This is a genomic window from Kutzneria sp. 744 (assembly GCF_000568255.1).
Lineage (GTDB): Bacteria > Actinomycetota > Actinomycetes > Mycobacteriales > Pseudonocardiaceae > Kutzneria.
The window spans coordinates 2,181,857-2,208,122 of the sequence record NZ_KK037166.1; the positions used below are offsets into that span (position 1 = coordinate 2,181,857).

Consider the following 26,266-nt stretch of genomic DNA (forward strand, 5'->3'; position numbering starts at 1 on the left):
TCTGCTGACCGGCAATCCGGAGAACAAGGAGACCGAGCTGCCGATCGACGTGCACGTGATCGAGGAGCCCGAGTTCTTCGACAAGTACGGCATCGCCAAGGAAGGCGCGACCCTGGTGCGGCCGGACTTCGTGATCGCCTGGCGCAGCGTCGGCGAGGCGACCCTGGCGGAGCTGGAGAAGGCCTGGCGAACGGTGCTCGACCGGCCGGCCTGACCACGCGCTTTCGGGCAGCGCCCTGGGGCGGCTCCGGGATTAGCCTGGAGGGCGTGCTGATCGACGACCTACGCGCGGCGCTGCCGGCGGACCGGGTGGTGACGGACCCGGACGTGCTCCGGAGCTACGCCCACGACGAGGCCGAATAGGCCCCGTACGAGCTGCCGAGGGCGATGGTGCGGCCGCGCGGGGCCGAAGACGTGCAGGCGGCCGTGCGGGTGTGCATCGAACACGGGACGCCGCTGGTGACGAGGGGCGCGGGCACCGGCCTGTCGGGCGGGGCGAACGCGGTCGACGGCTGTGTCCTCATCGCCATGGACCAGCTGAACCGGATCAAGGAGATCGACCCGGTCGAGCGGCTGGCCGTGGTGGAGCCGGGCGTGGTCAACGACGACCTCCGGGCCGCCGCGGCCGAGCAGAGCCTCTGGTACCCGCCGGATCCGGCCAGTTCGCCCTGGTCGACGATCGGCGGCAACGTGGCGACCAACGCCGGCGGCGTGTGCTGCGTGAAGTACGGCGTGACCCGTGACTACGTGCTGGGCATGCAGGTGGTCACGGGCACGGGCGAGATCGTCCGCCTCGGCCGCCGGACGGCGAAGGGCGTGGCCGGCTACGACCTGGCCGGCCTGATGGTCGGCAGCGAGGGCACGCTGGGCGTGATCACGGAGATCACCGTGCGGCTGAAGGCGAAGCGAACGGCGGAAACCACGGTCGCCGGCTACTTCGACTCGATCGTCCAGGCCGGCGCGGCCGCGGCGGCGGTCGTCGCGGCGGGTGTGGTGCCGTCGGCGCTGGAGCTGGTGGACAAGCACTGCCTCAAGGCCGTCGACGCCTGGAAGAACATGGGGCTGTCGGCGGAGGCGGAGGTGGTGCTGCTCGGCCGCACGGACACGCCCGGCGACGGCGAGGCGACGACCATGCTCCGGTGCTTCGAGCAGGCCGGCGCGACCTGGGCGGCGATGTCCACGGACCAGGAGGAGGCGGACGCCCTGTTCTCGGCCCGCCGCCTGGCCTATCCGGCGCTGGAGCGGCTGGGCCCGGTGCTCACGGAGGACGTGTGCGTGCCGACCCACAGGATCGCCGAGATGCTGGGCCGGATCGAGGCGGCGGCCCGCAAGCACGACATCCTGATCGCCAACGTGGCGCACGTCGGTGACGGCAACCTGCACCCGCTGCTGATCACGCCGCTCGACGACGACAGCGCCCGCGCTCGGGCGCAGGCGGCGTTCGAGGACATCATCGGCGACGCGCTCCGACTCGGCGGCACGGTGACCGGCGAGCACGGCGTCGGCCTGCTCAAGCGACCGGGCCTGGTCCAAGAGCTCAGCCCGGCGGTGCTGGACATGCACCGCGCCGTGAAGAAGGCGCTCGACCCGCACGGAATCCTCAACCCTGGGAAGGTATTCGCGTGAGCGTGATCAGCACCAGTTCCGGCCGCGTCCGCGGCGAGATCGTGGACGGCATCCACCGCTTCCGGTCCGTGCCCTACGCGGCGGCCCCCGAAGGCGCGCTGCGCTTCGCGAAGCCGCAACCGTCCACATGGGACGGTGAACGGGATGCCACGCAGCGCGGGCCGATCGCGCCGCAGACCGTCCACAAGCTGCCGGGCCTCGACCTGGGCGCCATTCTCGGCGGCGACAGCCCGCAGGGCGGCGACTTCCTGACCGTCGACGTCCACTCCCCCGACCCGTCGGCCGGCGGCCTGCCGGTGATGGTGTTCATCCACGGCGGCGCTTTCGTCTACGGCACGGGATCGGCCGCGGTCTACGACGGCATGGCCTTCGCCCGTCGCGGCGTGGTCCTCGTGACGATCAACTACCGCCTCGGCATCGACGGTTTCCTTCCGCTGCACGGCGGTGACACCAACCTCGGCCTGCGTGACCAGATCGCGGCGCTGCACTGGGTGCGGGACAACGCGTCCGCGTTCGGCGGCGACCCCGACAACGTCACGGTGTTCGGCGAGTCGGCCGGCGGCATGAGCATCGCGTGCCTACTGGGCTCGCCGCTGGCCCGTGGCCTGTTCCGACGGGCGATCGTGGAGTCCGGCCACCCGGACATGGTTCGCGCGCCGGAAAACGCCCGGCTGCTGGTGGACAAGGTGGCCGAGAGGCTGGGCGTGCCGGCGACCGCCGAGGCGTTCCGGCAGCTGTCCACACAACAGCTCCAGGAGGCGCAGACGGCGGTCACGACGCCCGGCCAGGGGCCAGACCTCCGCGACGGCAACGGTTTCGACCCGGGCTACGCCTTCGCCCCGTTCCTGCCGGTGCTGGGCGACGACGTGCTGCCGACCAACGCCCGCGAGAACCTCAACCCCGACGTGGACCTGATCACCGGCCACAACGCCGAGGAGATGCGGCTCTACTTCGCGCCCAGCGGGCTGATCGACGTGATCACCGACCAACAGGCGCTCGGGATCCTCGGCGCGACGCGGTCGGACGCGGCGGAAATCCTTGCCCGGTACGGACTCGGCGAGAAGCCGACCGGCGAGGTGTTCATCGCCGCCATGACCGATCTGGTGTTCGCCGACGGCGCCCGCCGGCTGGCCGAGGAGCACCCCGGCCAAGCCCACCGGTACCGCTTCGACTGGCGGTCGCCGCAGTTCGACGGCCGGCTCGGCGCGTGCCACGGCCTGGAGCTGCCGTTCGTCTTCGACACGTTGCCGAGCGCGGAAGCGCTGGTCGGGACCCAGCCGCCGCCGGAGCTGGCCAAGGAGATGAACGCGGCGTGGGTGCGGTTCGCCGAGACCGGCGACCCCGGCTGGGAGACCGGGGTCGTCCGGAGCTTCGGGGAGATCAGTGGTTCTTGACGGTCGTGGTCGGGTAGGCCGGCGACGACTGCGGCTCGTGCGTCTTGGTCGTGGTGGTCTCCGTCGGGTACGTCGTGGTCCTGGTCGTCTCCGTCGGGTACGTCGTGGTTGAGCTCGGCGAGGCGAGCTTGGTCGTCGTCGTCGTCGGGTAGGCCGGCGACGACGTCGGCTCGGCGGTCTTGGTGGTCTCCGTCGGCTGCGACGTCACCGGGATCGACGTGGCCGGGCTGGTGGTCGTGGTCGGCGACGGCGAGCCGCCGGACGCCGAGGTCGCCGCCATGGCGGCCGTGCCGGCCCCCAGCACGCCGACGGCGACCGCCGCCACCACGATGGCCTTCCGGGACCGCAGCACAGCGGGGATACGCATGGGGTGTCCTCTCGATTTCGGATCTGACACCACTTCCATGCGGCCCGAGCCGGATCTGTTGCAGCGACCGCCGAAATTCTCAGCGCTCGATGGTCGTCACCGTGGTCACGGTCGTCTTGGTCGTGCTGGCCGGCGCGCTCGTGTCGTTCTGGTTGTGCTTGGTGGTCGTGGTCGGCGTCGTGACCACTGTGGACGTCGGCGACGGCAACGTCGTGGTGGACACGGGGACGGCCGGCGGCAGCTGCTGCACCGGCGGCGAATCGCCGCGCTGCAACAACACCAGGCTCACCACGACGACCCCCAGCACGGCCGCGGCCGTCAACACCGGCGCGAACCGGCGCAGCGGCCGCCGGGTCGAGGCGCGGGCCCGGATGGCCGGGCCGGACAGGGTGGAGTGTACCCGGTCGGCCCGAGCCGCCAGCAGCCGCCGCAGCTCGTCCTCCTCGTCACTCATGGCCCCTCCACACCCGTTCCGACGACCCCAGCACCGACCGCAGCGCCGCCAGGCCCCGGCTGACGTGGGCCCGAACGGTGCCCTCCCGGCAGCCCAGCACCGAGGCGATCTCCGTGTCGGTGAGGTCCTCGTAATAACGCAGCACGACCGCCGCTCGTTGCTGCCGGGGCAGTTTTCGCAGCTCACGGGCCAGGCGCTGGTCCGGCTCGTCCCAGCCGACCTCGACCCCGACCTCCGGGACCTCGGCCGTGAACCTGATGTTGCGGGTGCTCCAGCGCCGCCGCCACGACAGGAACTCGTTGGTCACGGCCCGCCGCACATAGGCGTGGCGGTTGCCCTCCAGCGTCTCCCAGCGCGGGAAGACCCGGATCAGCACCTCCTGCACCAGGTCCTCGGCGTCGCCCTGCCCGCCACACAACAGCGTGGCGTAGCGGACCAGCGCCTGCTGGTGCTCATGCACGAACTCGTCGAAGGACATCGCACCGCTAGACGCCGCAGGACCCCGATGCGTTGCTCACAGAACCTCCTCGCTAGCGCTCGGAGTATCTGCGAGCAGGCTCGCCGTGCTCGATGGCTCGCTCGCAAGCTCGCTCACAGAACCTCCTCGCTAGCGCCCGGAGTATCTGCGAGCAGGCTCGCCGTGCTCGATGGCTCGCTCGCAAGCTCGCTCACAGAACCTCCTCGCTAGCGCCCGGAGTATCTGCGAGCAGGCTCGCCGTGCTCGATGGCTCGCTCGCAAGCTCGCTCACAGAACCTCCTCGCTAGCGCCCGGAGTATCTGCGAGCAGGCTCGCCGTGCTCGATGGCTCGCTCGCAAGCTCGCTCACAGCTCGTCCATCGCCTTGTAGATCCGCTTCTCGGAGACCGGGTAGGCGGTGCCCAGGGTCTGCGCGAAGTAGCTGACCCGCAGCTCCTGGATCATCCAGCCGATCGTGCGCAGCGGCTTCTCCACCGGCTCGCCCGGTGGCACCGCGTCCAGCAGCGTCCGGTACTCGGCGTTGATCTCGGCGATCTCCTCGGTGCGCTGCACGTCCCGCTGCGGGTTCTCCGGCAGCTTCTCCAGCCGCCGCTCGATCGCCTTGAGGTAGCGCTCGACGTCCGCCAGCCGCTGGTAGCCGACCTCGGCCGCGAAATCGGCGTGGACCAGGCCGCGCAGCTGGGCCCGGATGTCCTTGACCGAGGCGTCCGGGGCGAACTTGGCCGCCGCCAGCTGCCGCTCCACGTCCTGCGCGGCGTTGAGGACCCGCCGCACCCGGTTGACCACGTCCAGCACGGTCTCGTTCAGCCCGGCCCGGGCCCGGGCCAGCAGCTTCTCGAAGCCGGCCTGGTCGAACACGGGCCCGCCGCCGTCGGCGACGAGCTTGTCCACGGCCGTGGCGATGCAGTCGTTGAGCAGCGCCGGCACGCCGCCGTGCGGATTGCGGCTCAGGGTCAGCTTGGCGTCGTTGGTGAGGCTGCGGACGACCATCTTCACCGGCGAGGGCAGCTGGAGCAGCAGCAGGCGCCGGGTGCCCAGCACCATGGCCGCCCGCTGCTGGGCGGCGCTGTCCAGCAGCTTCACGTCCACGTGGTCGCCGCGGTCGACCAGCGACGGATACGTGGTGACCTCGTAGCCGGCGACGGCCTGCCGGTGCGTGCGCGGCACCGTGCCGAAGTCCCAGGTCGTGACGCCCGTGCGCTCGATGTCGTTGGGGGCGGCGGACAGGGCGGCGCGCATGGTGGCCCGCAGGTCCTCCTTGATCGCCGCCAGGTTCTTGCCCTCGGCCAGGGTCCGGTCCCGCTCGTCGACCACGTGGAAGGTGGTCTTGAGGTGGTCGGGCACCTGGTCCAGCTGCCACGCCTCGCGCGGGATCGTCACGCCGGACAACGCGCCCAGCTCGCGTTCCACCGACTCCAGCACGTGCTGGTCGTTCGGGCCCAGACGGTCCACCACGGCCTTGGCGAAGGTCGGGGCGGGCACGAAGTTGCGGCGGATCTGCTTGGGCAGCGACTTGATCAGCGAGGTGACCAGCTCCAGCCGCAGGCCCGGGATCTGCCAGGCCAGGCCGTCGCCGTCGACCTGCCCGAGCACCGGCAACGGCACCCGCACGGTAACGCCGTCGGCGCGCTGCCCCGGCTCGAACCGGTAGGTCAGCGGCAGCTCGACGCCGCCCTGGGTCCAGTGGTCCGGGTAGTCGGCCGCGGTGACGCCGTCCGCATGGGAGTTGATCAGCATGTCCGGGTCGAACGTCAGCAGCTCCGGGTCTTCCCGGCGGGTCTTCTTCCACCAGGTGTCGAAGTGCCGCACCGAAACGACTTCCGCGCCGACCCGCTTGTCGTAGAAGTCGAACAGGGTCTCGTCGTCGACCTTGATGTTGCGCCGGCGGACCCGGTCCTCCAGCTTCTCCACGTCGTCGAGCAGCTTGCGGTTGTGGTGGAAGAACTGGTGGCTGGTGCGCCACTCGCCCTCGACCAGGGCGTGCCGGATGAACAGCTCGCGGCTCACCTCGGGGTCGATGCGGCCGTAGTTGATCCGCCGCGCGGCGACGATCGGCAGGCCGTACAGGGTGACCTTCTCGGTGGCGATCACCGCGCCCTGCTTGGCTTCCCAGTGCGGTTCGCTGTAGTTGCGCTTGACCAGGTGCGCGCCGAGCTTCTCGGCCCACTCCGGCTCGATCTTGGCCACCACCCGGGCCCACAGCCGGGAGGTCTCCACCAGTTCGGCGGCCATCACCCACTGCGGCTGCTGGCGGGACAGCGCGGAGCCGGGGAAGATCGCGAACTTGGCGCCGCGCGCGCCGAGGTACTCGCTGGGTCCCTTGCGCGGCACGCCCTTCGTGACGACGTCCTTCATGCCCAGGTGCGACAGCAGGCCGGTCAGCAGCGACACGTGGATGCCGCGGGTGTCGATCTCGCCGCCGTTGAGCGACACGCCCTGGCCCTTGACCACCTGGCGCAGCTGGGCGTAGATGTCCTGCCACTCGCGGACCCGCAGGTAGTTCAGGAACTCCGCCCGGCACATCTTGCGGAACTGGTTGGAGGACAGCTCTTTCTGCTGCTCCCGCAGGTAGTTCCACAGGTTCAGGAAGCTGATGAAGTCGCTGTCCGGGTCCCGGAACCGGGCGTGCTGCTGCTGGGCCTGCTCCTGCTGCTCGGTCGGCCGCTCGCGCGGGTCCTGAATGGACAGTGCGGCGGCGATCACCATGACCTCGCGCACACAGCCGTTCTCCTCGGCGGCGACGACCATGCGGGCCAGCCGGGGGTCGACCGGCAGCTGGGCCAGCCGGCGGCCGATGGCCGTCAGCTTGTCCTTCTCGAGGGCGCCCAGCTCCTGCAGCAGGCCGATGCCGTCGTTGATGTTGCGGCGGTCCGGCGGGTCGATGAACGGGAAGGCCGCGATGTCGCCGAGGCCGGCGGCGATCATCTGGAGGATGACCGAGGCCAGGTTGGTGCGCAGGATCTCGGGATCGGTGAACTCCGGCCTGCTCTCGAAGTCCTCCTCCGAGTAGAGCCGGATGCAGATGCCCTCGGAGACCCGGCCGCAGCGGCCCTTGCGTTGGTTGGCCGAGGCCTGCGAGATGGCCTCGATCGGCAGCCGCTGCACCTTGAGCCGGTGGCTGTAGCGGGAGATGCGGGCGTTGCCCGGGTCGATCACGTACTTGATGCCGGGCACCGTCAGGGAGGTCTCGGCGACGTTGGTGGACAGCACGACGCGGCGGCCGGTGTGGCGCTGGAACACGCGATGCTGCTCGCCGACCGAGAGCCGGGCGTACAGGGGCAGGATCTCGGTGTTCCTCAGGTCCTGTTTGGACAGTGCGTCCGCGGTGTCGCGGATCTCCCGCTCACCGGACAGGAACACCAGGATGTCGCCCGGGCCCTCGGCCTGGAGCTCGTCCACCGCGTCGAGAATGGCCTGCACCTGGTCGCGGTCCGGGTCGGCGTCCGGGTCCTCGGGGTCGATGATCGGCCGGTAGCGGGTCTCCACCGGGTAGGTGCGGCCCGAGACCTCGACGATCGGGGCGTCGCCGAAGTGCCGGGAGAACCGCTCCGGGTCGATCGTGGCCGAGGTGATGATCACCTTGAGGTCGGGGCGGCGCGGCAGCAGCTGCTTGACGTAGCCCATGATGAAGTCGATGTTCAGGCTGCGCTCGTGCGCCTCGTCGATGATCAGCGTGTCGTAGCGGGACAGCAGCCGGTCGCTCTGGATCTCGGCCAGCAGGATGCCGTCGGTCATGAGCTTGACCAGCGTCTCGTCGCCGACCTGGTCGGTGAAGCGGACCTTGTAGCCCACCACCTGGCCCAGCTCGGTGTGCAGCTCCTCGGCCACCCGCTCGGCCACCGTGCGGGCGGCGATCCGGCGCGGCTGGGTGTGACCTATCACGCCGCGCACGCCCCGGCCCAGCTCCAGGCAGATCTTGGGCAGCTGGGTCGTCTTGCCGGAGCCGGTCTCGCCGGCCACGATCACGACCTGGTTGTCGCGGATCACGTCCAGGATGTCCTGCCGGCGCTGGCTGACCGGCAGTTCCTCCGGGTAGCTGATGCGCGGCACCGCCGCCACCCGGGCGGCCAGCTTGGCCTGCGCGGCCAGCACCTCGTCGTCGATCTGCTCCAGCGCGGCGCGGCGCTTCGCCTCGTCACGGATCTTGTTGGCGCCGTCGACGCGCCGACGCAGCCGATGCTCGTCGCGCAGCATCAGCTGGGGCAGTTCGAAGGGGGCAGCAGTCACCGGTAGCGATCCCATTTGGTTTCTCAGGGTAGTCACCCGCGGTTCGGACACGCGCGTGGTTTTCTCTCCCCTCCAGTCTAGGTGACCGGCGGGCCTGCCATGATCTGCTGGTGCCGCATCCCGACAGCACGCTGCTCCGCTCGCTGAACACGGCCATCGACGACGGCCTCCGCGCCGCCGTCGGCGAGTCCCGCCGAGTCTCCCTGGTGCACTTCCCCGACCCCGACTCCCCCGGCGAGCCCGCCGCGTGGCTGGGCACCCGGATCGCGCTGCGCCGGCTGGGCGTGCGCGTGGCGTACCAGTGCCTCGGGGAGACGCTGGCCACCGACGCCGTCGAGGGGCCGCTGCTGCTGGCCGGCGGCGTGAAGGTCGGGCTGGAGGCGCCGGTCGTGCCTCTGGCCGACCTGAAGGCGCCGCATCTGGCGCTGGCGCTGGGGGCGTTACCGCGGCTGGGCAGCGTCGAAGTCGACGTGCTGTGGCAGTGCCCCGGCCCGCCGCCCGCGGGCGTGAGCAGCCGGGTCGTGACCTGGGGTTCGCCCGAGGCGGGCTACACGCCCCGGCAGCGCGTGGCCGCCAAGGCCAACGCCGAGCTCCGTGCCCGGGCCTTCCGTGACCCCGAGTTCGCCCGCCGGACGTGGCGTGCGTTGTCCGCCACCTTCGTGCCGCTGGCCAAGGCGCACGTCCAGTACGCGTTGACCGTGCTCGGCGGCGGGCGGGTGCTGGTGACCGACGACCTGAACGGGCACCTGCTGGCCCTGCTGGCCGGGATTCCGCACGTGGTGGTCGGGGACCTGCCCGGCGGCGTGCCGGAGAGTTCCCTCGTGCGGGTGGCCGTGGACGTCGACACCGCCCGCGAGCTGGCCCTGGAGCTGCTCTAGCTGCTGGCCGTGTCCGTGCGCAGTGCCGATGAACCGAGCTCAGCCATCATTTCTAGTCCTAACTAGAAGAGTCCTAGTTACCAGTTCCAGTTGAGGTTCGGGCTCGGGTAGCTCTCCGCCAGCAGCCGCCATGCCCAGCAGCCTGATGTTGTCGTTGTGGATCCCGATCAGCCCCGTCCCACCCACCAGGGAGCACGTACCCGGCCACACCGGGAATCAGTCCCGGTCGGCGTAATGCCAGCCCGTTCCCGTGCCCCGATACTGCTCGACCGGGATCGGCTCCCGACCCGGCGGCAGATGATCCCGACACAGCACACCGTGCAGGTGATCCACCTCGTGCGCCACGAGCCGGGCCAGGCCCCGCTCGAACACCGTGATGCGCTTGTCCCCCGACACATCCTCGTGTTCGACGTGGATCCTCAGCGGCCTCGGCGTCAGGCATCGCACGTCGAAGAAGCTCAGGCAGCCCTCGTACTGCTCATCGGTGTCCGTACTGGTCTCCACGATCACCGGGTTCAGCAGCGTGACCGACTCTCCCACCCCAGGCGGCAGCACCAGCACCGCCGCCCGGTCCACCCCGATCTGCGACGCCGCCAGCCCCATCCCCTTGCCGAACGGGTGCGCCTGCCCGATCCGCTCACACGCCGACCGCAACGCCGCCACCACCCGTCGCGCATCCTCCGCCTCCGTCGGCAGGTCGAACCTTCTCGCAACCTGCCGCAGCAGCGGATCCCCGTCCTGAACGACCCCCAGCGCCGCCATCGCCTCACTGGGCCGCACAACAAGCTCGGCAACCTGACGGGCTCGGAAATCCCACTCGAGCCGATACCGGGCGTGCAGCGGTGGCTGTTCGCAGGACCAGGCGAACATCGCACGCCCGTTTTCGACGAATCGGTCGACGGCCGTCGGCAGCGGCATCGCGTCGGCGGTCATCGACGTATGCAGGCCCCACACCGCCGGCGAGAGCTCGGCCGGAAAGTCGAGCCGGACGGACAGCCTGTTGGTCGGCAGCCTGACGGCGCGCTGGAACCAGTGGCCCCAGTGCTCATCCCGCACCGTGAACTCGTACTCGATCCACGTCGACTCGCCCGGGCAGAGCGGAAAATGGCCGGTCGGACCGGAGAAGTGCAGCCACACTTCCTTGAACTCGTTCCGGTCGTGATGCGCGCTCCAGGTCATCGGCTCGCCACGGCCGTCGCCGTGCCACGCCTTGAGGTCCAGCTCGGACCAGGACAACGGGTCGTCGGCGTAGAGCAGGTTGGACCGTTCCGGATCACCCGGGTACCGGTCGACCGATATGCGGATCAGATAACGGGCGATCGGGTCACGGCCGCCGTTGACCAGCCGGCGCCGATGCGTCAGCCGGTAGCTGTGGCCGTCATAGCGCAACATGGCGTCGTCGTGGTCGACGACCAGCGTGCCCGGCCCGGTGTTGTCGGCCGGTTCTTGTACGGGACGCTGTCTGCTGCCGGCTCGAGTCGTTTCCTGCTGACGGAACGCTGCTCGGAGGGCTCCGCCAGCCCGCAGCACGGCTTCGGCCTGCACAGCGAATTCCCTGGACGCACGCTCGGAGCCCGACTCGACCTTGGACACGTACGACCGGTCGTAGCCCATCTGCCTGGCCAGCGCGGTCCGGGACAGCCCACGCACATCACGCCAGCGGGCGAGTTCCACCGCGAACCCGTCAGCCTTGTCGCCGTCGACCGGCACCTGGTGCCCCCCGATTCGTGAGCGGGCGTGAACCCACCGTGAGCAAACGCTCAGCCTAGTAGCGTGTCGCTGCTTAGTTGTGGTGCCTGTGACTGGGAGGCTGTTGTCCGGCAGGTCCCTTTCCCTGCCGGACAAGGACTTTGCCATGGCCTCACTGATGAAGCGGCCGGTCACGTTGTCGGCGCGGGATCGTGAAGAGTTGAGCCGGCTGACCACCACGGGTGTGCATCCGGCATCGACGATCAGGCGGGCACGGGTGCTGCTCGCGCTGGACACCTCGGTGGGCGAGCCCGATCCGAAGGACGTGATCGCGGCCCGACTCGGGGTCTCGGGCGAGATGCTGCGGCTGGTTGCCAGGCGGTTCGCTGAGACCGGTGGCGATGTCCTTGCCACGATCTCGCGGAAGAAGCGTGACCTTCCACCGGTGCCGTCCCCGGTGACCGGCGAGGTGGAGGCCCGGCTGATTGCCCTGGCGTGCTCCCAGCCGCCCGCGGGGCATGCCCGGTGGTCGTTGCGGCTGCTGGAAAAACACGTCGAACTCACCGAGGACATCCCGAACCTGGATCACTCCACCATCGGCCGGGTCCTAAAAAAACGGAACTGCGCCCTCATCTGAGGAAGTGCTGGAACATCCCGCCACGGGCGAACGCGGAGTTCGCCGCCCGCATGGAGGACGTGCTGGCGGTCTACGCCCGGCCGCACGACCCCGCCCGCCCGGTCGTGTGCATGGACGAGAAACCCTTCCAGCTACTTGGCCACGTCCGCGACCCGCTCCCCGCCCGGCCAGGCCAGAACGCTTGCGAGGACAGCGAATACGTCCGCTGTGGCACCTGCTCGATCTTCGTGTGGGTCGAGCCCCTGCAAGGGTGGCGCCGTGTCCACGCCCTGGCCCGGCGGACCAAGATCGATTGGGCTGAGCAGCTCAAACAACTACTGACCGTCGACTATCCCGACGCCGAGACCGTGGTGCTGGTCATGGACAATCTCAACACCCACGGCATCGCCTCGCTCTACGAGGCCTTCGCACCCGACGAGGCCTTCGCCCTGGCCCAGCGCCTGGAGATTCACCACACCCCCAAACACGGGTCCTGGCTCAACATCGCCGAGATCGAGTTGTCCACGCTGTCGCGGCAATGCCTCGACCGCCGCATCAACGACCTCGACACGCTCAACGCCGAACTCGCCGCCTGGCAACACGCCATCAACACCGAGCAACGCCAGGTCCGCTGGCAGTTCACCACCGACGACGCACGCGTCAAACTCCGCCACCTATACCCCAAGAGTTAGCCGCGACAATCTACTAGTCGCACGCCCCCTACCGCTGGTCTGCTCAGTCTCGTACCTGATCACCTGACCGATGGAGGGATCTCATGTACCCGAAGGGGTTCGCCGACGACCCGATCGCCTCGCACTCCGCACAGTTCGGGCTGGGCCGGGCCGCCGGCCTGCCGGTCGCGCGCCACGCACCGTCGGCGATCGGCGTCCGGCCGTGGAACCTACGCGCGGCGACGGCTGGTTCTCCCGGCGTTCGTGTCGGCGTCTGGCGGTACGACCACCGCCTCCAGGTCGCGGTACTCGGGGACGGACGACGGCTGACCGACGTGCTGGCGGCCGACCCGAGCGCGGAATCCGTGTCCGACCTGGACGGCGACGAAGGCAAGTCGGAGGACTGGCGCTACGACTTCTGTCCCGACGAGCCCGGGACGGCGGCATGACCGTCCTCATCTTGGCGCGGGACTTCGACCCGACCGCGGATCGAATGGTTGGCGCGCTGGAAGAACGTGGAGCGGAGGTCTTCCGTCTCAACACCGCTTGGTTCCCTGGCCAAGTCAGGGTTGCCGCTGAGCTGGACGACGGTCGGTGGCGTGGCGTCGTGCACACGCCACACGGATGTCTCGAGCTGGAAGCGGTGCATGCCGTCTGGTATCGCTCGCCGGAGGCGTACCGCATGCCGACGCAGCTGACCGCTGCTGAGGCTCAGCACGCCCGCGTCGAGGCCAAATACGGACTCGGCGGTGTGTTGGCATCGCTTCCGGCGGTGTGTTGGCATCGCTTCCGGCGTTGTGGTGCAACCATCCGAGCCGCGTGGCGGACGCCGCGTACAAGCCGGTCCAACTCGTCCGCGCGGCGCGTTGCGGTCTCGCCGTACCGCGGACGGTGATCACCAACGACCCGGTCCCCGCGAGAACGTTCACCCGAAGCGGTGCGACCGTGACCAAGCTGGTCGGAGGCATGGCCATTGACGAGGAGGGCGTCCGCAAGAACGTGTACACCAGTCGAGTGACCGAGGCGGACCTCGCGGACCTGCGCGGCATCGAACACACCACGCACTTGTTCCAGCGGTGGGTGCCCAAGGCCCGCGAAGCGCGGGTGATCGTGATCGGCGAGCACATCTCCGCAGCGGCGATCACGGCCGGCACTGCGGCCACGCACGTCGACTATCGAATCGACTATTCGGCCCTGTCGTACGCGCCGGTAACGCCGCCGGCTGAGGTGGTGTCGGCGACCCGGCTGCTGATGGCCGAGTTCGGACTGGTGTACGGGGCGCTGGACTTCGTCATCACACCATCCGGTGAGTGGGTGCTGTTGGAGATCAATCCCACCGGCCAGTATGGGTTCGTGGAGAACGCCACTGGTGCGCCGTTGACGGCTCAGCTCGCAGACCTGCTGGCGGGGGCGGGCCGGTGATGGACGTGGACTGGCGGCGGGAAGCGGCGGGGCTGGCGGGGCGGCTGGGGGAAGCGGGGGATCTGACGGATGCGGCCTGGGCGGCGGCGGTGGCGGGGACGCCGAGGCATGTGCTGGTGCCGAGGGCGTACCGGCAGCGCGAGGACGGCGGCTGGGAAGAGGTCGACACGGTGGAGAGCGGGCTGGCGTACTCGACGACAACGCTGGTGACGGAGCTGGACGGGGACGGCCGGCCGGTGTCGTCGAGCACGAAGCCGGATCTGATGGTGCGGATGCTGGAGGAGCTGGACGTCCGGGACGGGCACCGGGTGCTGGAGATCGGCACGGGCACGGGGTACAACGCGGCGCTGCTGGCCAACAGGCTCGGGGATGAGCGGGTGTACTCGGTGGACGTGGACCCGAGGCTGGTCGCGACGGCCGAGAAGAGGCTGGCGGAGTTCGGGTGTCGACCGCGGCTGGCGGCGAAGGACGGCATCGGGGGATGGCCGGAGCACGGGCGTACGACCGGATCATCGCCACGTGCGCGGTGCCGAGCGTTCCGAGCGCCTGGATCGGGCAGGTGGCCGAGGGCGGCAAGGTGCTGGTGGACGTGAAGGTCAATACCGGGGCGGGCAACCTGGTGCTCCTGACCAGGCACGAAGACCGCCTGGAAGGCCGGTTCACGAAGCGGTGGGCGGCGTTCATGGGGATGCGGCACGACGTCCAGACCGTCAAGACGGTCGAGAGCCCGAAGGCGGCGGGCGAACGGCAGCGGACGACGACGGCACCGCGGCGGCCGTGGGACGACCATCGAGAGGTCTGGTTCCTGGCCGGCCTGGGGCTGCCGAAGGAAATCCGGTACGGCTACGTGCTGGACCCGGCCACGCGAGAGCCGACGGCGTCGATGCTGCGGGCGCCGGACGGCTCGTGGTGTGAGGTGGGGGACGGCGGTGTGCGGGAGGCCGGCCCGACGCCGCTCTGGGCGGAAGTCGAGCGGGCCTACCGGACGTGGCGCGACTGGGGCGAACCGGGCTGGGAGCGCCTCGGTCTCACGGTGACGCCGGACGGACAGTGGTGGTGGCTGGACGAACCGAGCAGGGTCGTCGGCTCTGACCGGTGACGGTCCCGGGAGCAGCCGGACCGGTTCCGGGACCGTGGTCCTGACCGAGCCTCAGTCCCATTGGTAGCCCCACTGGTACTTGAGGAACTTGCCGTCGAGGGTGACGACGACCCGCTCGCCGCCCGGGTCCTCGCGGCGGTCGACGTCGATCTTGAAGTTGATGGCGCTCATGATGCCGTCGCCGAACTTCTCGTGGATCAGCTCCTTGATGGTCGGCCCGTAGACCTGGAGCACCTCGTAGAAGCGGTAGATGGTGGGGTCGGTGGGCACGGGCGTGTCCAGGGCGCCGCGAGTGGGCTGGGCGACGAGGGCGGCGACGTCCTCGGGGCCGAGTTCGAGGATCTGGGCGACGGTCTCGGCCTGCTCGGCGCTCAACGGATGCTGCCCGAGCAGGGCCGAGGTGACCCAGGCCAAGGGCGCGTCGAGGGCATTGGCGAGCTGCTGCCAGGTGAGGCCCAGCCGGGCCTTGGCGGCCAGCACGGCGGCGGCGGTGTCCCGCTTGGTGGTCATGAGCGGCACGGTAGTCCGAGATGCCCGTTCACTGTTGATTTTCTGGCCGGCGGACAGGACTTCCGGCCGGTTCGCATCGGAAAAAGCGTCGGTAGCGTCGGGTGCCACTCGTAACCCTGCGACGAGCGGACATCATCTATGCGAGCGAGTATTTTCCGGCGCATCGGCGCCGGTCTGGTGGCGTGCACGGCGGTGGCGCTGATGGCGCCGATGGCCGGCGCGGCAACAAGCCGGACGGCACAGGCGGACGTGGCGGGCGTGCAGCGCGGAGACGCGGTGCGGCAGGCGACGGCGCAGCAGAAGGAGTCGTTCCTGACGGCGCACGAAGGCCTGCTGGGCCGGCGGCTGAGCGGGCACGCGGTGGCGGCGCCGGCGACGATCCACCCGTCGGCGGGCACGGCGTTCATCAACACGGGCAACAACCAGGGCGCGTCGGCGGCGCAGAGCGTGAGCACGGCGGTGAAGCCGACCAACGGCGGCACCACGATCTACACGCCGACGCTGTACCCGGCGGGCGGCTCGTGCATCGAGGTGACGACGGTGTACACCAATTCCACGCAGGCGGTCGAGGCGTGGGACTGGTGCAACCACATCGACTTCGAGGCCTCGGTGGCGATCAACGCGTCGTTCGTGAGCAAGTACACGAGCGGCGGCGCGTACACCACGCAGATCGTGAAGACGACGGGCAGCACCTGGGTGGCCTACCTCTACAACTACAGCACCAAGGCCTACGACAAGCTCTACACGTCCTCGGGCAGCACCCAGGCCGGCACGACCGGCTGGGACGTCAACGAGCTGTACTCGGAGCTGCAGAGCAACGGCCAGAGCTACGCCTGCGCGGACATGGCCGGCAAGACGTTCTCGGCCAACAACATCCAGGTGAGGCTGGGCAGCACCTGGACGGCGGCGGCCCCCGGCAACTCGGACACCCGCTTCGACTCGGGCGACGCGGCCTACAAGTGCTCCAGCCGCACCTACAAGATGGTCAACCAGTACAACCACTGGCAGGTCGTGGGCTGACCCGGCGGGGCCCGGCGCGGGCGGATACCCGCTTGCGCCGGGCCTTCACACTGATCGGGACATGAACGAGAGACTGAGGGCGATCGCCCGCGACACCGTCGCCATCTGCGACCGGGGCTGGTACGAGACCAAGACCGGCCGCACCGAGATCCGGGTCGTACCCGAACAGACCACACTGTACGAGCCGGACGAGCCCCTGAACCTGCCGCCGCAGCGGCAAGAACTTCCCCGCGTCGAGGTCACGGGCGAGTCGACGCTGGAAGCGGCCCGGCGGCTGGAGAATCCGGCGGCGCTGGTGTTCGCGTCGGCCCGGAATCCGGGCGGCGGCTTCCTGAACGGGGCGCGGGCGCAGGAGGAGGGCATCGCCCGCAGCTCGGCGCTGTACCCGTATTTGCTCAAGGCCGGCGACTTCTACGCCCACCACCGCGCCCACGAGGACCTCGCCTACAGCGACCGGGTGATCCACTCCCCCGACGTGCCGGTCTTCCGCGACGACCAGGGCGACCTCATCGAGCCGTACACGGCCTCCTTCCTCACGGCCGCGGCGCCGAACCGAGGGGCCGTCGTGCGCAACCAACCCCGACGGGCCAAGGAAATCCCGGCGATCCTGCACCGCCGGGCGGCGCGCGTGCTCCAGGTCGCGGCGGCCAACGGCCACACGCGCCTCGTGCTGGGGGCCTGGGGATGCGGGGTCTTCGCCAACGACCCGATCACCGTTTCGCAGGCGTTCCGGGCCGCGATGGACGAGAATAGGCACTTCGAGCACATCGTCTTCGCGGTCCTGGGGGCACCGAACCTGGCCGCCTTCAACGAAAGCTTCGGATGAACCTGGATCCCCGCACCATCGCGGCCGCCGCGCTCGGCCGCGACCCCGGCTCGCTGATCAAGGCCAGGAGCCTGTCCAATCTGGTCTTTCTGGGCTCAGACGTCGTGGTGAAGCTCTGCGACCGCCACACCAGGCTGAGCCGGGAGGCCACGCTCACCCGGCACCTGCCGGCCGGTGTCGCGGCCCCGCTGCTGGTCAGCGGCGTGCACGACAACGTCGACTACGCCTGTTACGCCCGGATGCCGGGGACATCGCCCAGCATGGAGGCCATCGACGCCAGGACCGCGCGCGGGCTGGCCGGGCAGGCCATCCAGCGGCTGGAGCAGTTGCACGACTGGACGCCGCCGGCCGAGGTGGTGCCCACGCTGAGCGAAACGCTTGACCACGGCGGCTTCACCACCAGGGAGGCCTTCGAGCAAGAGATCGACCGCGTCAAGGACGCCGTGCCACGTCACGTGCTGGACGGCCTGAACGCCATCGCCGAGAACGCCCCGGCGCGGGCCATGACCACGGTCCCCGTGCACGCGGATTGCTTCTGGGACAACTGGTTGGCCGACGGCGACGCCGTCACGGCGCTGCTGGACTTCGAGTGGGCCCGCTTCGGCGAGCCGCTGGACGACTGGTTCTTCCTGATCCGCTTCAGCGGCCGGCACGCGACGGACGTGCTCGACCTCGTCGCCGATCGGACGGCGCTGTCGAAGGACGTGCTGCGGGCCGGATGCGAGCTGCGGGAGGCGAACTTCGTCGTCTCCGATCTCCGCATCGCCCTGGCCGAAGAGCCGGAGACGGTCGCCGGCCACCTTGTCCAGCTCGAGGAGCTGATCGTCGGCCGCTACTGGTGGAGCCTGCCCCGCAGCAGCATGGCGTAGAGGGTCAGCCCGGGGCCGAAGGCCAACAGCACGACGTGCCCGTCGGCGGGCAGCAACCGCTGCAACACCAGCAGCACGGTGGCCGAGGAGCAGTTGCCGTGCTCGGCCAGCACGGCCCGGGAGGCGTCGAGGGCGTCGGAAGGCAGCCGCAACACCTCCTCGACGGTCTCCAGGATCCGCGGACCGCCGGGATGCACGGCCCAGCCGGCGACGGAGGTGACGCCGTTGCGCCGGAGCAGCTCCTCGACCGCGGGCCGCAGGTGCACGGCCAGCACATCGGGCACCTTGGGCGACAGGCCCATGCGAAAGCCGAGGTCGGTGACGTCCCAGGTCATGTGGTCGGACGTTCCCGGATCGGTCACGGCCACCAGGTCCACGACCTCCAGCCCGCTGCCCGGAGTGAGCACGGTGGCCACGGCGGCGTCGCTGAACAGGGCGTGAGCCACGACCTGGTCCCGGGACAGGTCGGGTTGGACGTGCAGCGAGGTGAGCTCCACGTTGAGCAGCACCGCCGGACGAGAGTGGGCGGCAACGTAGTCGGCCACCGCGCCCAGGGCGGGGATGGCGGCGTAGCAGCCCATGTGCCCGAACACGAGTCGCCGCAGGTCGGAGGGCATCCCCAGCTCGGCGGCCACGTGCACGTCCACGCCGGGGCTGGCGTAGCCGGTGCACGAGGCGACGGCGAACAGGCCGACCTCCGAGGCCGCCGCGCCGGCGTCGGCCAGCGCCGCGGAGACGGCCAGGGAGCCCAACGGCACGGCCTCCAGGGCGTAGCGGCGCATCCGCTGCCCCGTCGACCACCCGGACACGTCCTCGACCAGCGGATTCACCACGGCATGCCGCCGCACCACGCCCGAGTTGGAGAAGATGCGGGACCCGAAGCCGGGCGAGTCGACGTGGCCACGGAAGTAGCCGTCCCACAGCTCCTGCTGCGACACGGCGGCCGGCAGCGCCCGGCCCATGCCGGCGATCGATACGGCGGTCATCCCGCCTCCTTAATCCCACGGCCCTGGAACAGGACTGCCGTCGACGCCGACGGCACGATCTCCACTCTGCCCCTCCGACGCGGCAGCCACCGGACCAGCTGCGGCACGGACGGACGAATACCCCGTAACGAGAGCGGCACACCGGCCCGGGCGCACAGCAGCACCAGCCGCCGCCGGTTCACGAACAGCGCCGGGTCGTGGATGCCCCGCGGCACCCCGGGCACCCGCTCCGCCACGGTGATGGCCAGGAACCGGGCGATCGCCGTGTCGGCCAGGGTGTCCAGGACGAGGAGCCCACCCGGCCGCAGCACTCGGCAGGCCTCCGTCACGGCGGCGTCCAGGTCGGTGACGTGCTCCAGGATCTCCCCCGCCACGACGACGTCGGCGCACCCGTCACCCAAAGGTAGGTGAAGCACATCACCCTTGATCGGCACAACGCCGTGTGCCCGGGCCTGGCGCAGGGCGCTGGCGGCCATGTCCACGCCGACATGGGTGTAGCCGAGGCCGGCGATGTGGGGCGCGAGCAGGCCGCCGCCGCAGCCGAGATCGACGAGCAACGCCCCAGGTCGCCCCGCGAGTGGCACCAGCGCTCCCCGGGCCGCCGCGAGCCAGTGCAGCATGGCGAAGGCGCCATCGGGCCGCCACCACTCACCGGCCAGATGGTCGTACCGCGCCGTGTCGTCACCCACCCGACCCACACTTCCACTTTCGTGGTTCAGTAGCCCGGTCACCGCCCGGATGATTTGATCGTCCGGCACACGCTGGAAGGAGCGGCAATGCGTCCGTGGCCGGGCACTTCCTACCCGCTCGGCGCCTCCTACGACGGCGCCGGCACGAACTTCGCGCTGTTCTCGGAGGTGGCCGAGTACGTCGACCTGTGTCTGTTCGAGGCGGACGGCACGGAGACGGTGGTGCGTCTGCCCGAGGTCGACGGCTTCGTGCACCACGGCTACCTGCCGGGCATCGGCCCCGGCCAGCGCTACGGCTACCGCGTGCACGGCCCGTACGAGCCGGCCAACGGCCTGCGCTGCAACCCGAACAAGCTGCTGATCGACCCGTACGCCAAGGCGCTGGACGGCGTCGTGGACTGGGACGAGTCGCTGTTCGGCTACCGCTTCGACCGCCCGGACGAGCGCAACGACGCCGACTCGGCGCCGCACCTGCCCAAGTCGGTGGTGATCAACCCGTTCTTCGACTGGGCCGAGGACCGCCGCCCGCGCACGCCGTACCACGAGACGGTGATCTACGAGGCGCACGTCCGCGGCACCACGATCAACCACCCGTTCATCCCCGAGGACCTGCGCGGCACCTACTCGGGGCTGGCCCACCCGGTGATGATCGAGCACTTCACGCGGCTCGGGGTGACGGCGGTCGAGCTGATGCCGGTGCACCAGTTCATCGACGACCACCACCTCACGCAGCGTGGCCTGACCAACTACTGGGGCTACAACACGATCGCCTTCCTGGCCCCGCACAACCGCTACGCCTCGCAGGGCGCGCTGGGCAACCAGGTACAGGAGTTCAAGGCGATGGTGCGCTCGCTGCACGACGCCGGCATCGAGGTCGTCCTGGACGTGGTCTACAACCACACGGCCGAGGGCAACCAGATGGGCCCGACGCTGTCCATGCGGGGCATCGACAACGCCGCCTACTACCGGCTGGTCGACGACGACCCCCAGTACTACATGGACTACACCGGCACCGGGAACTCGCTCAACGCCCGCAATCCGCACACGCTGCAGCTGATCATGGACTCGCTGCGGTACTGGGTGACCGAAATGCACGTGGACGGTTTCCGCTTCGACCTGGCGGCCACCCTGGCCCGTGAGTTCTACGACGTGGACCGGCTGTCGGCGTTCTTCGACATCGTGCAGCAGGACCCGGTGGTGAGCCAGGTCAAGCTGATCGCCGAGCCGTGGGACGTCGGCCCCGGTGGCTACCAGGTGGGGAACTTCCCTCCACTGTGGACGGAGTGGAACGGCAAGTACCGGGACACCGTGAGGGACTTCTGGCGCGGCGAGGCCGGCACGCTGGGCGAGTTCGCCTCTCGCATCACCGGTTCCTCCGACCTGTACCAGGACGACGGCCGCCGGCCGTTCGCCTCGATCAACTTCGTCACCGCGCACGACGGCTTCACACTCAACGACCTGGTATCGTACAACGACAAGCACAACGAGGCCAACGGCGAGGACGGCAACGACGGGGCAGGAGACAACCGGTCCTGGAACTGCGGGGCCGAGGGCCCGACCGAGGATCCCGGGGTGCTGGCGCTGCGAGCCAAGCAGCGGCGCAACTTCATCGCCACCCTGTTCCTGTCGCAGGGCGTGCCGATGCTGTTGCACGGCGACGAGCTGGGCCGGACCCAGCAGGGCAACAACAACGTGTACTGCCAGGACAACGAGACCTCCTGGATCGACTGGTCGCTGGCCAAGGACAACGCCGACCTGGTCGAGTTCACCGGCCGGATGGCGGCGCTGCGGGCCGAGCACCCGGTGTTCCGGCGACGCAAGTTCTTCCAGGGCCGCCCGCTGCGCAAGGGCGACGACCGCCGCGACATCGCCTGGTTCAACCCGGACGGCGAGGAGATGACCGAGGCCGACTGGGACACCGACTTCGGCCGGGCGGTCGGCGTCTTCCTCAACGGCGACGCCATGGACGAGCTGGACCGGCGCGGCGAGTGGGTCACCGACGACTCGTTCCTGCTGTGCTTCAACGCCTGGCACGAGGCCGTCGACTTCCGGATCCCGGGCGGCGACTACGGCAGCAACTGGCGGGTCGTGGTGGACACGTCCGTCGGGGCGCACGAGCCGCCGAGCACCGAGTTGGAGGGCGGCGCCACGTTGCCCATCCCGGCCCGGTCGCTGGTCGTCCTGCAACGGAGTGCCGAATGATTCCCTCGTCCACGTACCGGATCCAGTTCGGGCCCGGCATGGGTTTCGCGCAGGCCATGCAGGTCGCCGGCTACCTGCGACGGCTCGGTGTCGGCGCCCTGTACGCCTCCCCGCTGCTCCAGGCCACGCCCGGCTCCACGCACGGCTACGACGTCACCGATCCCACGTCGACGTCGGCCGGGCTCGGCGGCGAGGTGGGGCGGCAGGCGCTGCACGACCGGCTGCGCGAGCTGGGCCTGGGCTTCGTCGTCGACATCGTGCCCAACCATGTGGGCATCTCGGTGCCGCAGGCCAACCCGTGGTGGTGGGACGTCCTGCGCTACGGCCAGGAATCCGAACACGCCGCCAAGTTCGACATCGACTGGTCGCACGGGCCGATCCTGGTGCCGGTGCTCGGCGACGAGCACGGCCTCGAAGAGCTGCGCCTGGACGGGGAACGGCTCGTCTACTACGAGCAGATGTTCCCGATCGCGCCGGGCACCGAGGGCGGCACGCCGCAGGAGGTGCACGAGCGCCAGCACTACCGCCTGGTGCACTGGCGGACGGCCAACACCGACCTGAACTACCGGCGGTTCTTCGACATCAACACCCTGACCGCGGTGCGGGTCGAGGACCCCGAGGTGTTCGAGGCCACCCACGCCCACGTGCTGAGCTGGGGCGTCGACGGCCTGCGCATCGACCACCCGGACGGCCTGTCCGACCCCGGCGGCTACCTGCGCCGGCTGCGGGACGCGGCCCCGGACACGTGGATCGTGGCCGAGAAGATCCTGGCCGTCGGCGAGTCGCTGCCGGTGTCGTGGCCGGTCGCCGGCACCACCGGGTACGACGCCATGCGCGAGATCTGCGGCCTGTTCATCGATCCGAGCGGCGAGCCGCCGAACGCGGGATCGCTGCAGTTCCTGGAAAACCGGTGCAAGACGACGGCGGCGAGGACGCTGCTGCGCGCGGAGGTGCGGCGCATCAACGCGTTGCTGCCCTTCGACGACGAGGAAGCCGTCATCGAGCTGCTGTCCATGTTCCCGGTCTACCGCAGCTATCTGCCGGCGGGCCGGGCCTCGCTGGAGCAGGCCGCCTCGGGGAATCCGCGGTGCGCGGAGATCGCCCGGCTGATGATGGCCGACCCGCACGGCGAGCTGGCCACCCGCGTGCAGCAGACGTCCGGCATGGTGATGGCCAAGGGCGTCGAGGACACGGCTTTCTACCGCTACAACCGTTTCGTGGCCCTGAACGAGGTCGGCAGCGACCCGTCCCGGTTCGGCGTGCCGCCGACCGAGTTCCACGTGGCGATGCAGGCGCGCGAGGCCGGGTCGCCGGAGACGATGACGGCGCTGTCCACTCACGACACCAAACGGGCCGAGGACGTCCGCGCCCGGCTGGCGGTGCTGTCCGAGGTGGAGTTCGAGACCGCGTTCGCCCGGTGGTCGGAGAAGCGGCCGCTGCCCGAGCGTTCGCTGACCCGCCTGGCGTGGCAGACGCTGGTCGGCGCGTATCCGATCAGCGCCGACCGGCTGCGGGACTACCTGGCCAAGGCGGCCAAGGAAGCCAAGATCGCCACGTCCTGGGTGGACGGCAACCCCGAGGTCGACAAGGCCATCGCGGCCTGGCCGGACGACGTGTTGGGCGACGCGGCGCTGATGGCCGAGGTGACCGCGCTGGTCGACACGATCACGCCGGCCGGTTGGTCGAACTCCTTGGGGCAGAAGCTGGTTCAACTGGCCGGCCCGGGCGTGCCGGACGTGTACCAGGGCACCGAGCTGTGGGACTTCTCGCTGGTTGACCCGGACAACCGGCGGCCGGTGGACTTCGAGCAGCGGGCGGCGCTGCTGGCCCGGATCGACGACGGCTGGCTCCCGGAGATCGACGCGTCCGGCGCGGCGAAACTCCTGGTCACGACGCGAGTGCTGCGACTGCGGCGGGAACGGCCCGAGCTGTTCCAGGGCTACCGGCCGGTGCCGGCCCAGGGCCCGGCGGCCGAGCACGCGCTGGCGTTCTCCCGTGGCGACCGACTTGTCGCAGTGTGCACGAGACTGCCGATCGGCCTGGCGTCGGCCGGGGGTTGGCGCGATACCGTGCTTCCGTTGCCCGCCGGGGAGTGGACCGACGTGATCACCGGCCGATCCACGAGCGAAGCTCCCCTGCTGTCCGACCTGTTGTCGCAGTATCCGGTTGCCTTGGTGGTGCGTTCGTGACCGAGTTCTCCGTGTGGGCCCCGGACCGCTCCCGCGTTCGCGTCCACAATGGACCGTCCGTCCACGAGATGACCCGGGCCGACGACGGCTGGTGGCGGGCCGAGGTGCCCGACGCCGCGCCGGACTACGCCTTCCAGCTCGACGACTCGGACGACGAGCTGCCCGATCCCCGTTCCCGCTGGCAGCCCGACGGCGTGCACGCCCGATCCCGGCGCTACGACCACTCGGCGTTCGAGTGGACGGATTCCGCGTGGACGGGCCGGCAGCTGCCCGGCGGCATCGTGTACGAGCTGCACATCGGCACGTTCACGCCCGAGGGCACCTTCGACGCGGCCGTCGGCAAGCTCGACCACCTCGTCGACCTCGGCGTCGACTTCGTGGAAGTGTTGCCGGTCAACGCTTTCGACGGCCCGCACGGCTGGGGCTACGACGGCGTGCTCTGGTACGCGACCCACGACCCGTACGGCGGCCCGGACGGCTTCAAGCGGTTCGTCGACGCCTGCCACAACCGGGGTCTGGCCGTGCTGCTGGACGTGGTCTACAACCACCTCGGGCCGTCCGGCGCCTACCTCGACCGCTTCGGGCCGTACTTCGCCGGCGAGACGATCTGGGGTCCGACCCTCAACCTCGACGGCCCGCAGTCCGACGAGGTGCGCCGGTACGTGCTGGACAACGCCCTGAGCTGGTTGCGCGACTTCCACGTCGACGGCCTGCGCCTCGACGCCGTGCACGCGCTGTCCGACCGCCGGGCCACGCACCTGCTGGAGGAGCTGTCGTCCGAAGTGGACGCTCTCTCCGCCCACGTGCGCCGTCCGCTCACGCTCATCGCCGAGTCGGACCTGAACGACCCCAAGCTCGTCACCCCCCGAGAGGCCGGCGGCTACGGCCTGCACGCCCAGTGGAGCGACGACCTGCACCACTGCCTGCACTCCACGCTGACCGGGGAGACCACCGGCTACTACGGGGACTTCGGCTCGCTGCAAGCGCTTGCGGCCACGCTGACCGGGGTTTTCCTGCATGCCGGCACCTGGTCGGAGTTCCGCGGCCGCCACCACGGCCGGCCGGTGAACACGCTCACCACGCAGGGCCACCGGTTCCTCGGCTACCTCCAGAACCACGACCAGATCGGCAATCGCGCCACCGGCGACCGGTTGTCCGCCACCGTCTCCCCCGGCCTGCTGGCCTGCGGGGTGGCGATCGTGCTCTGCTCCCCGTACACGCCGATGATCTTCATGGGCGAGGAGTGGGCGGCGTCGACGCCGTGGCAGTTCTTCGCCTCGTTCCCGGACCCGAAGCTGGCCGACGCCGTGCGCACCGGCCGCCGCAAGGAGTTCGCCGACCACGGCTGGGCGGCGCAGGACGTGCCGGACCCGATGGATCCGGCCACCTTCGAGCGGTCCAAGCTGCGCTGGGAGGAGGCCGCCGACAGCGAGGTGCTGGCCACCTACCGGGCCCTGATCGCCTTGCGGCGCAAGCACCCCGAGCTGTCGGACCCCCGGCTGCACCAGTTCGCCGTCGACCTCGACGAGGACCGCCGGGTCGTCACCCTGCACCGCGGCGGCCTGCGGGTCGTCTGCAACCTCGGCAGCACACACGTGGACGCCCCGGGAACCGTGCTGTTCAGCTCGAAGTCCCCGGGTGCGCCCGAATCGGTGACAGTGGTGGCCTAGCTGGCGCGGGTCTTGATGCGCCTGCGGGTGGCCGAGATGACGGCGCGGCGTTCGTTCTCGCCCATGCCGCCCCAGATGCCGTAGGGCTCCTGCACCTGGATGGCATGCCGGAGGCACTCGGCGCGCACGGGGCACGAATGGCAGATACGCTTGGCCGTGGCCTCACGGGCCTGCCGCGCGGAGCCCCGCTCGCTGTCCGGATGGAAGAAGACGGAGCTGTTGGCGCCGCGGCAGGCGCCGAGACGCTGCCAGTCCCAGTTCTCCGAGACCGGGATGGGTAGCCGGTGCACGTCGGCCATGTGCGCCTCCTGCTGAGTACGTATTTGTCGTCCGCCATCTGGTACCCGAACGCCGCCTACCCAAACCCCGGGTTTGACGATCTCCC

General features: G+C 70.1%; 22 protein-coding genes and 3 pseudogenes. 16 read left to right on the top strand and 9 right to left on the bottom strand.

The window, feature by feature from the left end:
* The 3 genes and pseudogenes from KUTG_RS60955 to KUTG_RS09680 form a co-directional block, all read left to right on the top strand.
* Positions 1 to 214: pseudogene (locus KUTG_RS60955) on the top strand (hypothetical protein); the annotation flags it as partial.
* A 53-nt stretch (positions 215 to 267) separates the two neighbouring features.
* A pseudogene (locus KUTG_RS09675) lies at positions 268 to 1,626 on the top strand (FAD-binding oxidoreductase).
* A complete protein-coding gene (locus KUTG_RS09680; protein ID WP_232240732.1) occupies positions 1,623 to 3,020 on the top strand; it encodes a carboxylesterase/lipase family protein in 1,398 nt (465 codons plus the stop codon). The pseudogene KUTG_RS09675 and the gene KUTG_RS09680 overlap by 4 nt, the downstream one beginning before the upstream one ends.
* Here KUTG_RS09680 and KUTG_RS09685 read toward each other — a convergent pair.
* The 4 genes from KUTG_RS09685 to hrpA form a co-directional block, all read right to left on the bottom strand.
* Positions 3,007 to 3,387 carry a hypothetical protein gene (locus KUTG_RS09685; RefSeq protein ID WP_157494438.1) on the bottom strand — a complete coding sequence of 127 codons (381 nt, stop codon included), beginning with the start codon at positions 3,385 to 3,387 and terminating at the stop codon, positions 3,007 to 3,009. The genes KUTG_RS09680 and KUTG_RS09685 overlap by 14 nt on opposite strands.
* Positions 3,388 to 3,466: 79 nt before the next feature.
* A complete protein-coding gene (locus tag KUTG_RS09690) occupies positions 3,467 to 3,841 on the bottom strand; it encodes a hypothetical protein (RefSeq protein WP_043716422.1) in 375 nt (124 codons plus the stop codon).
* A complete protein-coding gene (locus KUTG_RS09695) occupies positions 3,834 to 4,319 on the bottom strand; it encodes a SigE family RNA polymerase sigma factor (protein ID WP_043716423.1) in 486 nt (161 codons plus the stop codon). The genes KUTG_RS09690 and KUTG_RS09695 overlap by 8 nt, the downstream gene beginning before the upstream one ends.
* Before the next feature lie 344 nt (positions 4,320 to 4,663).
* On the bottom strand, positions 4,664 to 8,560 hold the full coding sequence (gene hrpA, locus KUTG_RS09700; RefSeq protein ID WP_052394279.1) for an ATP-dependent RNA helicase HrpA: 3,897 nt from the start codon (positions 8,558 to 8,560) through the stop codon (positions 4,664 to 4,666).
* 95 nt (positions 8,561 to 8,655) lie between these two features.
* Here hrpA and KUTG_RS09705 point away from each other — a divergent pair, with 95 nt between their 5' ends.
* Positions 8,656 to 9,423, top strand: a complete 768-nt coding sequence (locus KUTG_RS09705) for a hypothetical protein (RefSeq protein ID WP_043716424.1) — start codon at positions 8,656 to 8,658, stop codon at positions 9,421 to 9,423.
* Between the two features lie 216 nt (positions 9,424 to 9,639).
* Here KUTG_RS09705 and KUTG_RS09710 read toward each other — a convergent pair whose 3' ends face one another.
* On the bottom strand, positions 9,640 to 11,409 hold the full coding sequence (locus KUTG_RS09710) for a peptide deformylase (protein ID WP_232240733.1): 1,770 nt from the start codon (positions 11,407 to 11,409) through the stop codon (positions 9,640 to 9,642).
* On the opposite strand from KUTG_RS09710, the gene KUTG_RS60960 reads away from it, so the two are divergent.
* The 6 genes and pseudogenes from KUTG_RS60960 to KUTG_RS09735 all read left to right on the top strand — a co-directional run bounded on the left by KUTG_RS60960 (position 11,390) and on the right by KUTG_RS09735 (position 14,920).
* A complete protein-coding gene (locus KUTG_RS60960; protein WP_198047081.1) occupies positions 11,390 to 11,749 on the top strand; it encodes a helix-turn-helix domain-containing protein in 360 nt (119 codons plus the stop codon). The genes KUTG_RS09710 and KUTG_RS60960 overlap by 20 nt on opposite strands.
* Positions 11,638 to 12,420 carry an IS630 family transposase gene (locus tag KUTG_RS58225; RefSeq protein WP_198047082.1) on the top strand — a complete coding sequence of 261 codons (783 nt, stop codon included), beginning with the start codon at positions 11,638 to 11,640 and terminating at the stop codon, positions 12,418 to 12,420. The genes KUTG_RS60960 and KUTG_RS58225 overlap by 112 nt, the downstream gene beginning before the upstream one ends.
* An 83-nt stretch (positions 12,421 to 12,503) precedes the next feature.
* Positions 12,504 to 12,848: a hypothetical protein gene (locus tag KUTG_RS09725; protein WP_043716426.1), complete on the top strand. Its 345-nt coding sequence runs from the start codon at positions 12,504 to 12,506 to the stop codon at positions 12,846 to 12,848.
* 44 nt (positions 12,849 to 12,892) lie between these two features.
* Complete coding sequence (locus tag KUTG_RS66075; RefSeq protein WP_369794628.1) at positions 12,893 to 13,294, top strand: MvdC/MvdD family ATP grasp protein; 402 nt, start codon at positions 12,893 to 12,895, stop codon at positions 13,292 to 13,294.
* 50 nt (positions 13,295 to 13,344) lie between these two features.
* Positions 13,345 to 13,821 (top strand): hypothetical protein, encoded by a 477-nt coding sequence (locus KUTG_RS63360; RefSeq protein ID WP_232240734.1) that lies wholly within the window; start codon positions 13,345 to 13,347, stop codon positions 13,819 to 13,821.
* Positions 13,822 to 14,093: 272 nt separating this feature from the next.
* Positions 14,094 to 14,920 (top strand): annotated as a pseudogene (locus KUTG_RS09735) (methyltransferase domain-containing protein).
* Between the two features lie 51 nt (positions 14,921 to 14,971).
* Here KUTG_RS09735 and cynS read toward each other — a convergent pair.
* Positions 14,972 to 15,430, bottom strand: coding sequence for a cyanase (gene cynS, locus KUTG_RS09740; protein ID WP_043716427.1), 459 nt, complete (start codon positions 15,428 to 15,430; stop codon positions 14,972 to 14,974).
* Positions 15,431 to 15,568: 138 nt separating this feature from the next.
* Between cynS and KUTG_RS09745 the strand changes: the two genes are divergently transcribed.
* The 3 genes from KUTG_RS09745 to KUTG_RS09755 all read left to right on the top strand — a co-directional run bounded on the left by KUTG_RS09745 (position 15,569) and on the right by KUTG_RS09755 (position 18,145).
* Positions 15,569 to 16,450, top strand: a complete 882-nt coding sequence (locus tag KUTG_RS09745) for a hypothetical protein (RefSeq protein WP_043716429.1) — start codon at positions 15,569 to 15,571, stop codon at positions 16,448 to 16,450.
* Positions 16,451 to 16,511: 61 nt separating this feature from the next.
* On the top strand, positions 16,512 to 17,276 hold the full coding sequence (locus KUTG_RS09750) for a TIGR02452 family protein (RefSeq protein ID WP_043716430.1): 765 nt from the start codon (positions 16,512 to 16,514) through the stop codon (positions 17,274 to 17,276).
* Entirely contained in the window at positions 17,273 to 18,145 is an 873-nt protein-coding gene (locus KUTG_RS09755; RefSeq protein WP_043716431.1) for a phosphotransferase, read from the top strand. Before KUTG_RS09750 ends, KUTG_RS09755 begins: the two co-directional genes overlap by 4 nt.
* Here KUTG_RS09755 and KUTG_RS09760 read toward each other — a convergent pair.
* Positions 18,109 to 19,131, bottom strand: a complete 1,023-nt coding sequence (locus KUTG_RS09760) for a type III polyketide synthase (protein WP_043716432.1) — start codon at positions 19,129 to 19,131, stop codon at positions 18,109 to 18,111. The two genes, KUTG_RS09755 and KUTG_RS09760, sit on opposite strands and share 37 nt — an antisense overlap.
* A complete protein-coding gene (locus KUTG_RS09765) occupies positions 19,128 to 19,820 on the bottom strand; it encodes a methyltransferase domain-containing protein (RefSeq protein WP_232240735.1) in 693 nt (230 codons plus the stop codon). Before KUTG_RS09765 ends, KUTG_RS09760 begins: the two co-directional genes overlap by 4 nt.
* Positions 19,821 to 19,907: 87 nt before the next feature.
* Between KUTG_RS09765 and glgX the strand changes: the two genes are divergently transcribed.
* Genes glgX through treZ form a run of 3 tightly spaced genes read left to right on the top strand, consistent with a single transcriptional unit; the run spans position 19,908 to position 25,881 of the window.
* Positions 19,908 to 22,022, top strand: a complete 2,115-nt coding sequence (gene glgX, locus KUTG_RS09770) for a glycogen debranching protein GlgX (protein WP_043716435.1) — start codon at positions 19,908 to 19,910, stop codon at positions 22,020 to 22,022.
* Complete coding sequence (gene treY, locus KUTG_RS09775) at positions 22,019 to 24,211, top strand: malto-oligosyltrehalose synthase (protein ID WP_043716436.1); 2,193 nt, start codon at positions 22,019 to 22,021, stop codon at positions 24,209 to 24,211. Before glgX ends, treY begins: the two co-directional genes overlap by 4 nt.
* On the top strand, positions 24,208 to 25,881 hold the full coding sequence (treZ, locus tag KUTG_RS09780; protein WP_043716437.1) for a malto-oligosyltrehalose trehalohydrolase: 1,674 nt from the start codon (positions 24,208 to 24,210) through the stop codon (positions 25,879 to 25,881). The genes treY and treZ overlap by 4 nt, the downstream gene beginning before the upstream one ends.
* Here the strand turns inward: treZ and KUTG_RS09785 are convergent.
* Entirely contained in the window at positions 25,878 to 26,180 is a 303-nt protein-coding gene (locus KUTG_RS09785; protein ID WP_043716439.1) for a WhiB family transcriptional regulator, read from the bottom strand. The two genes, treZ and KUTG_RS09785, sit on opposite strands and share 4 nt — an antisense overlap.
* Between the last annotated feature and the right edge of the window lie 86 nt (positions 26,181 to 26,266).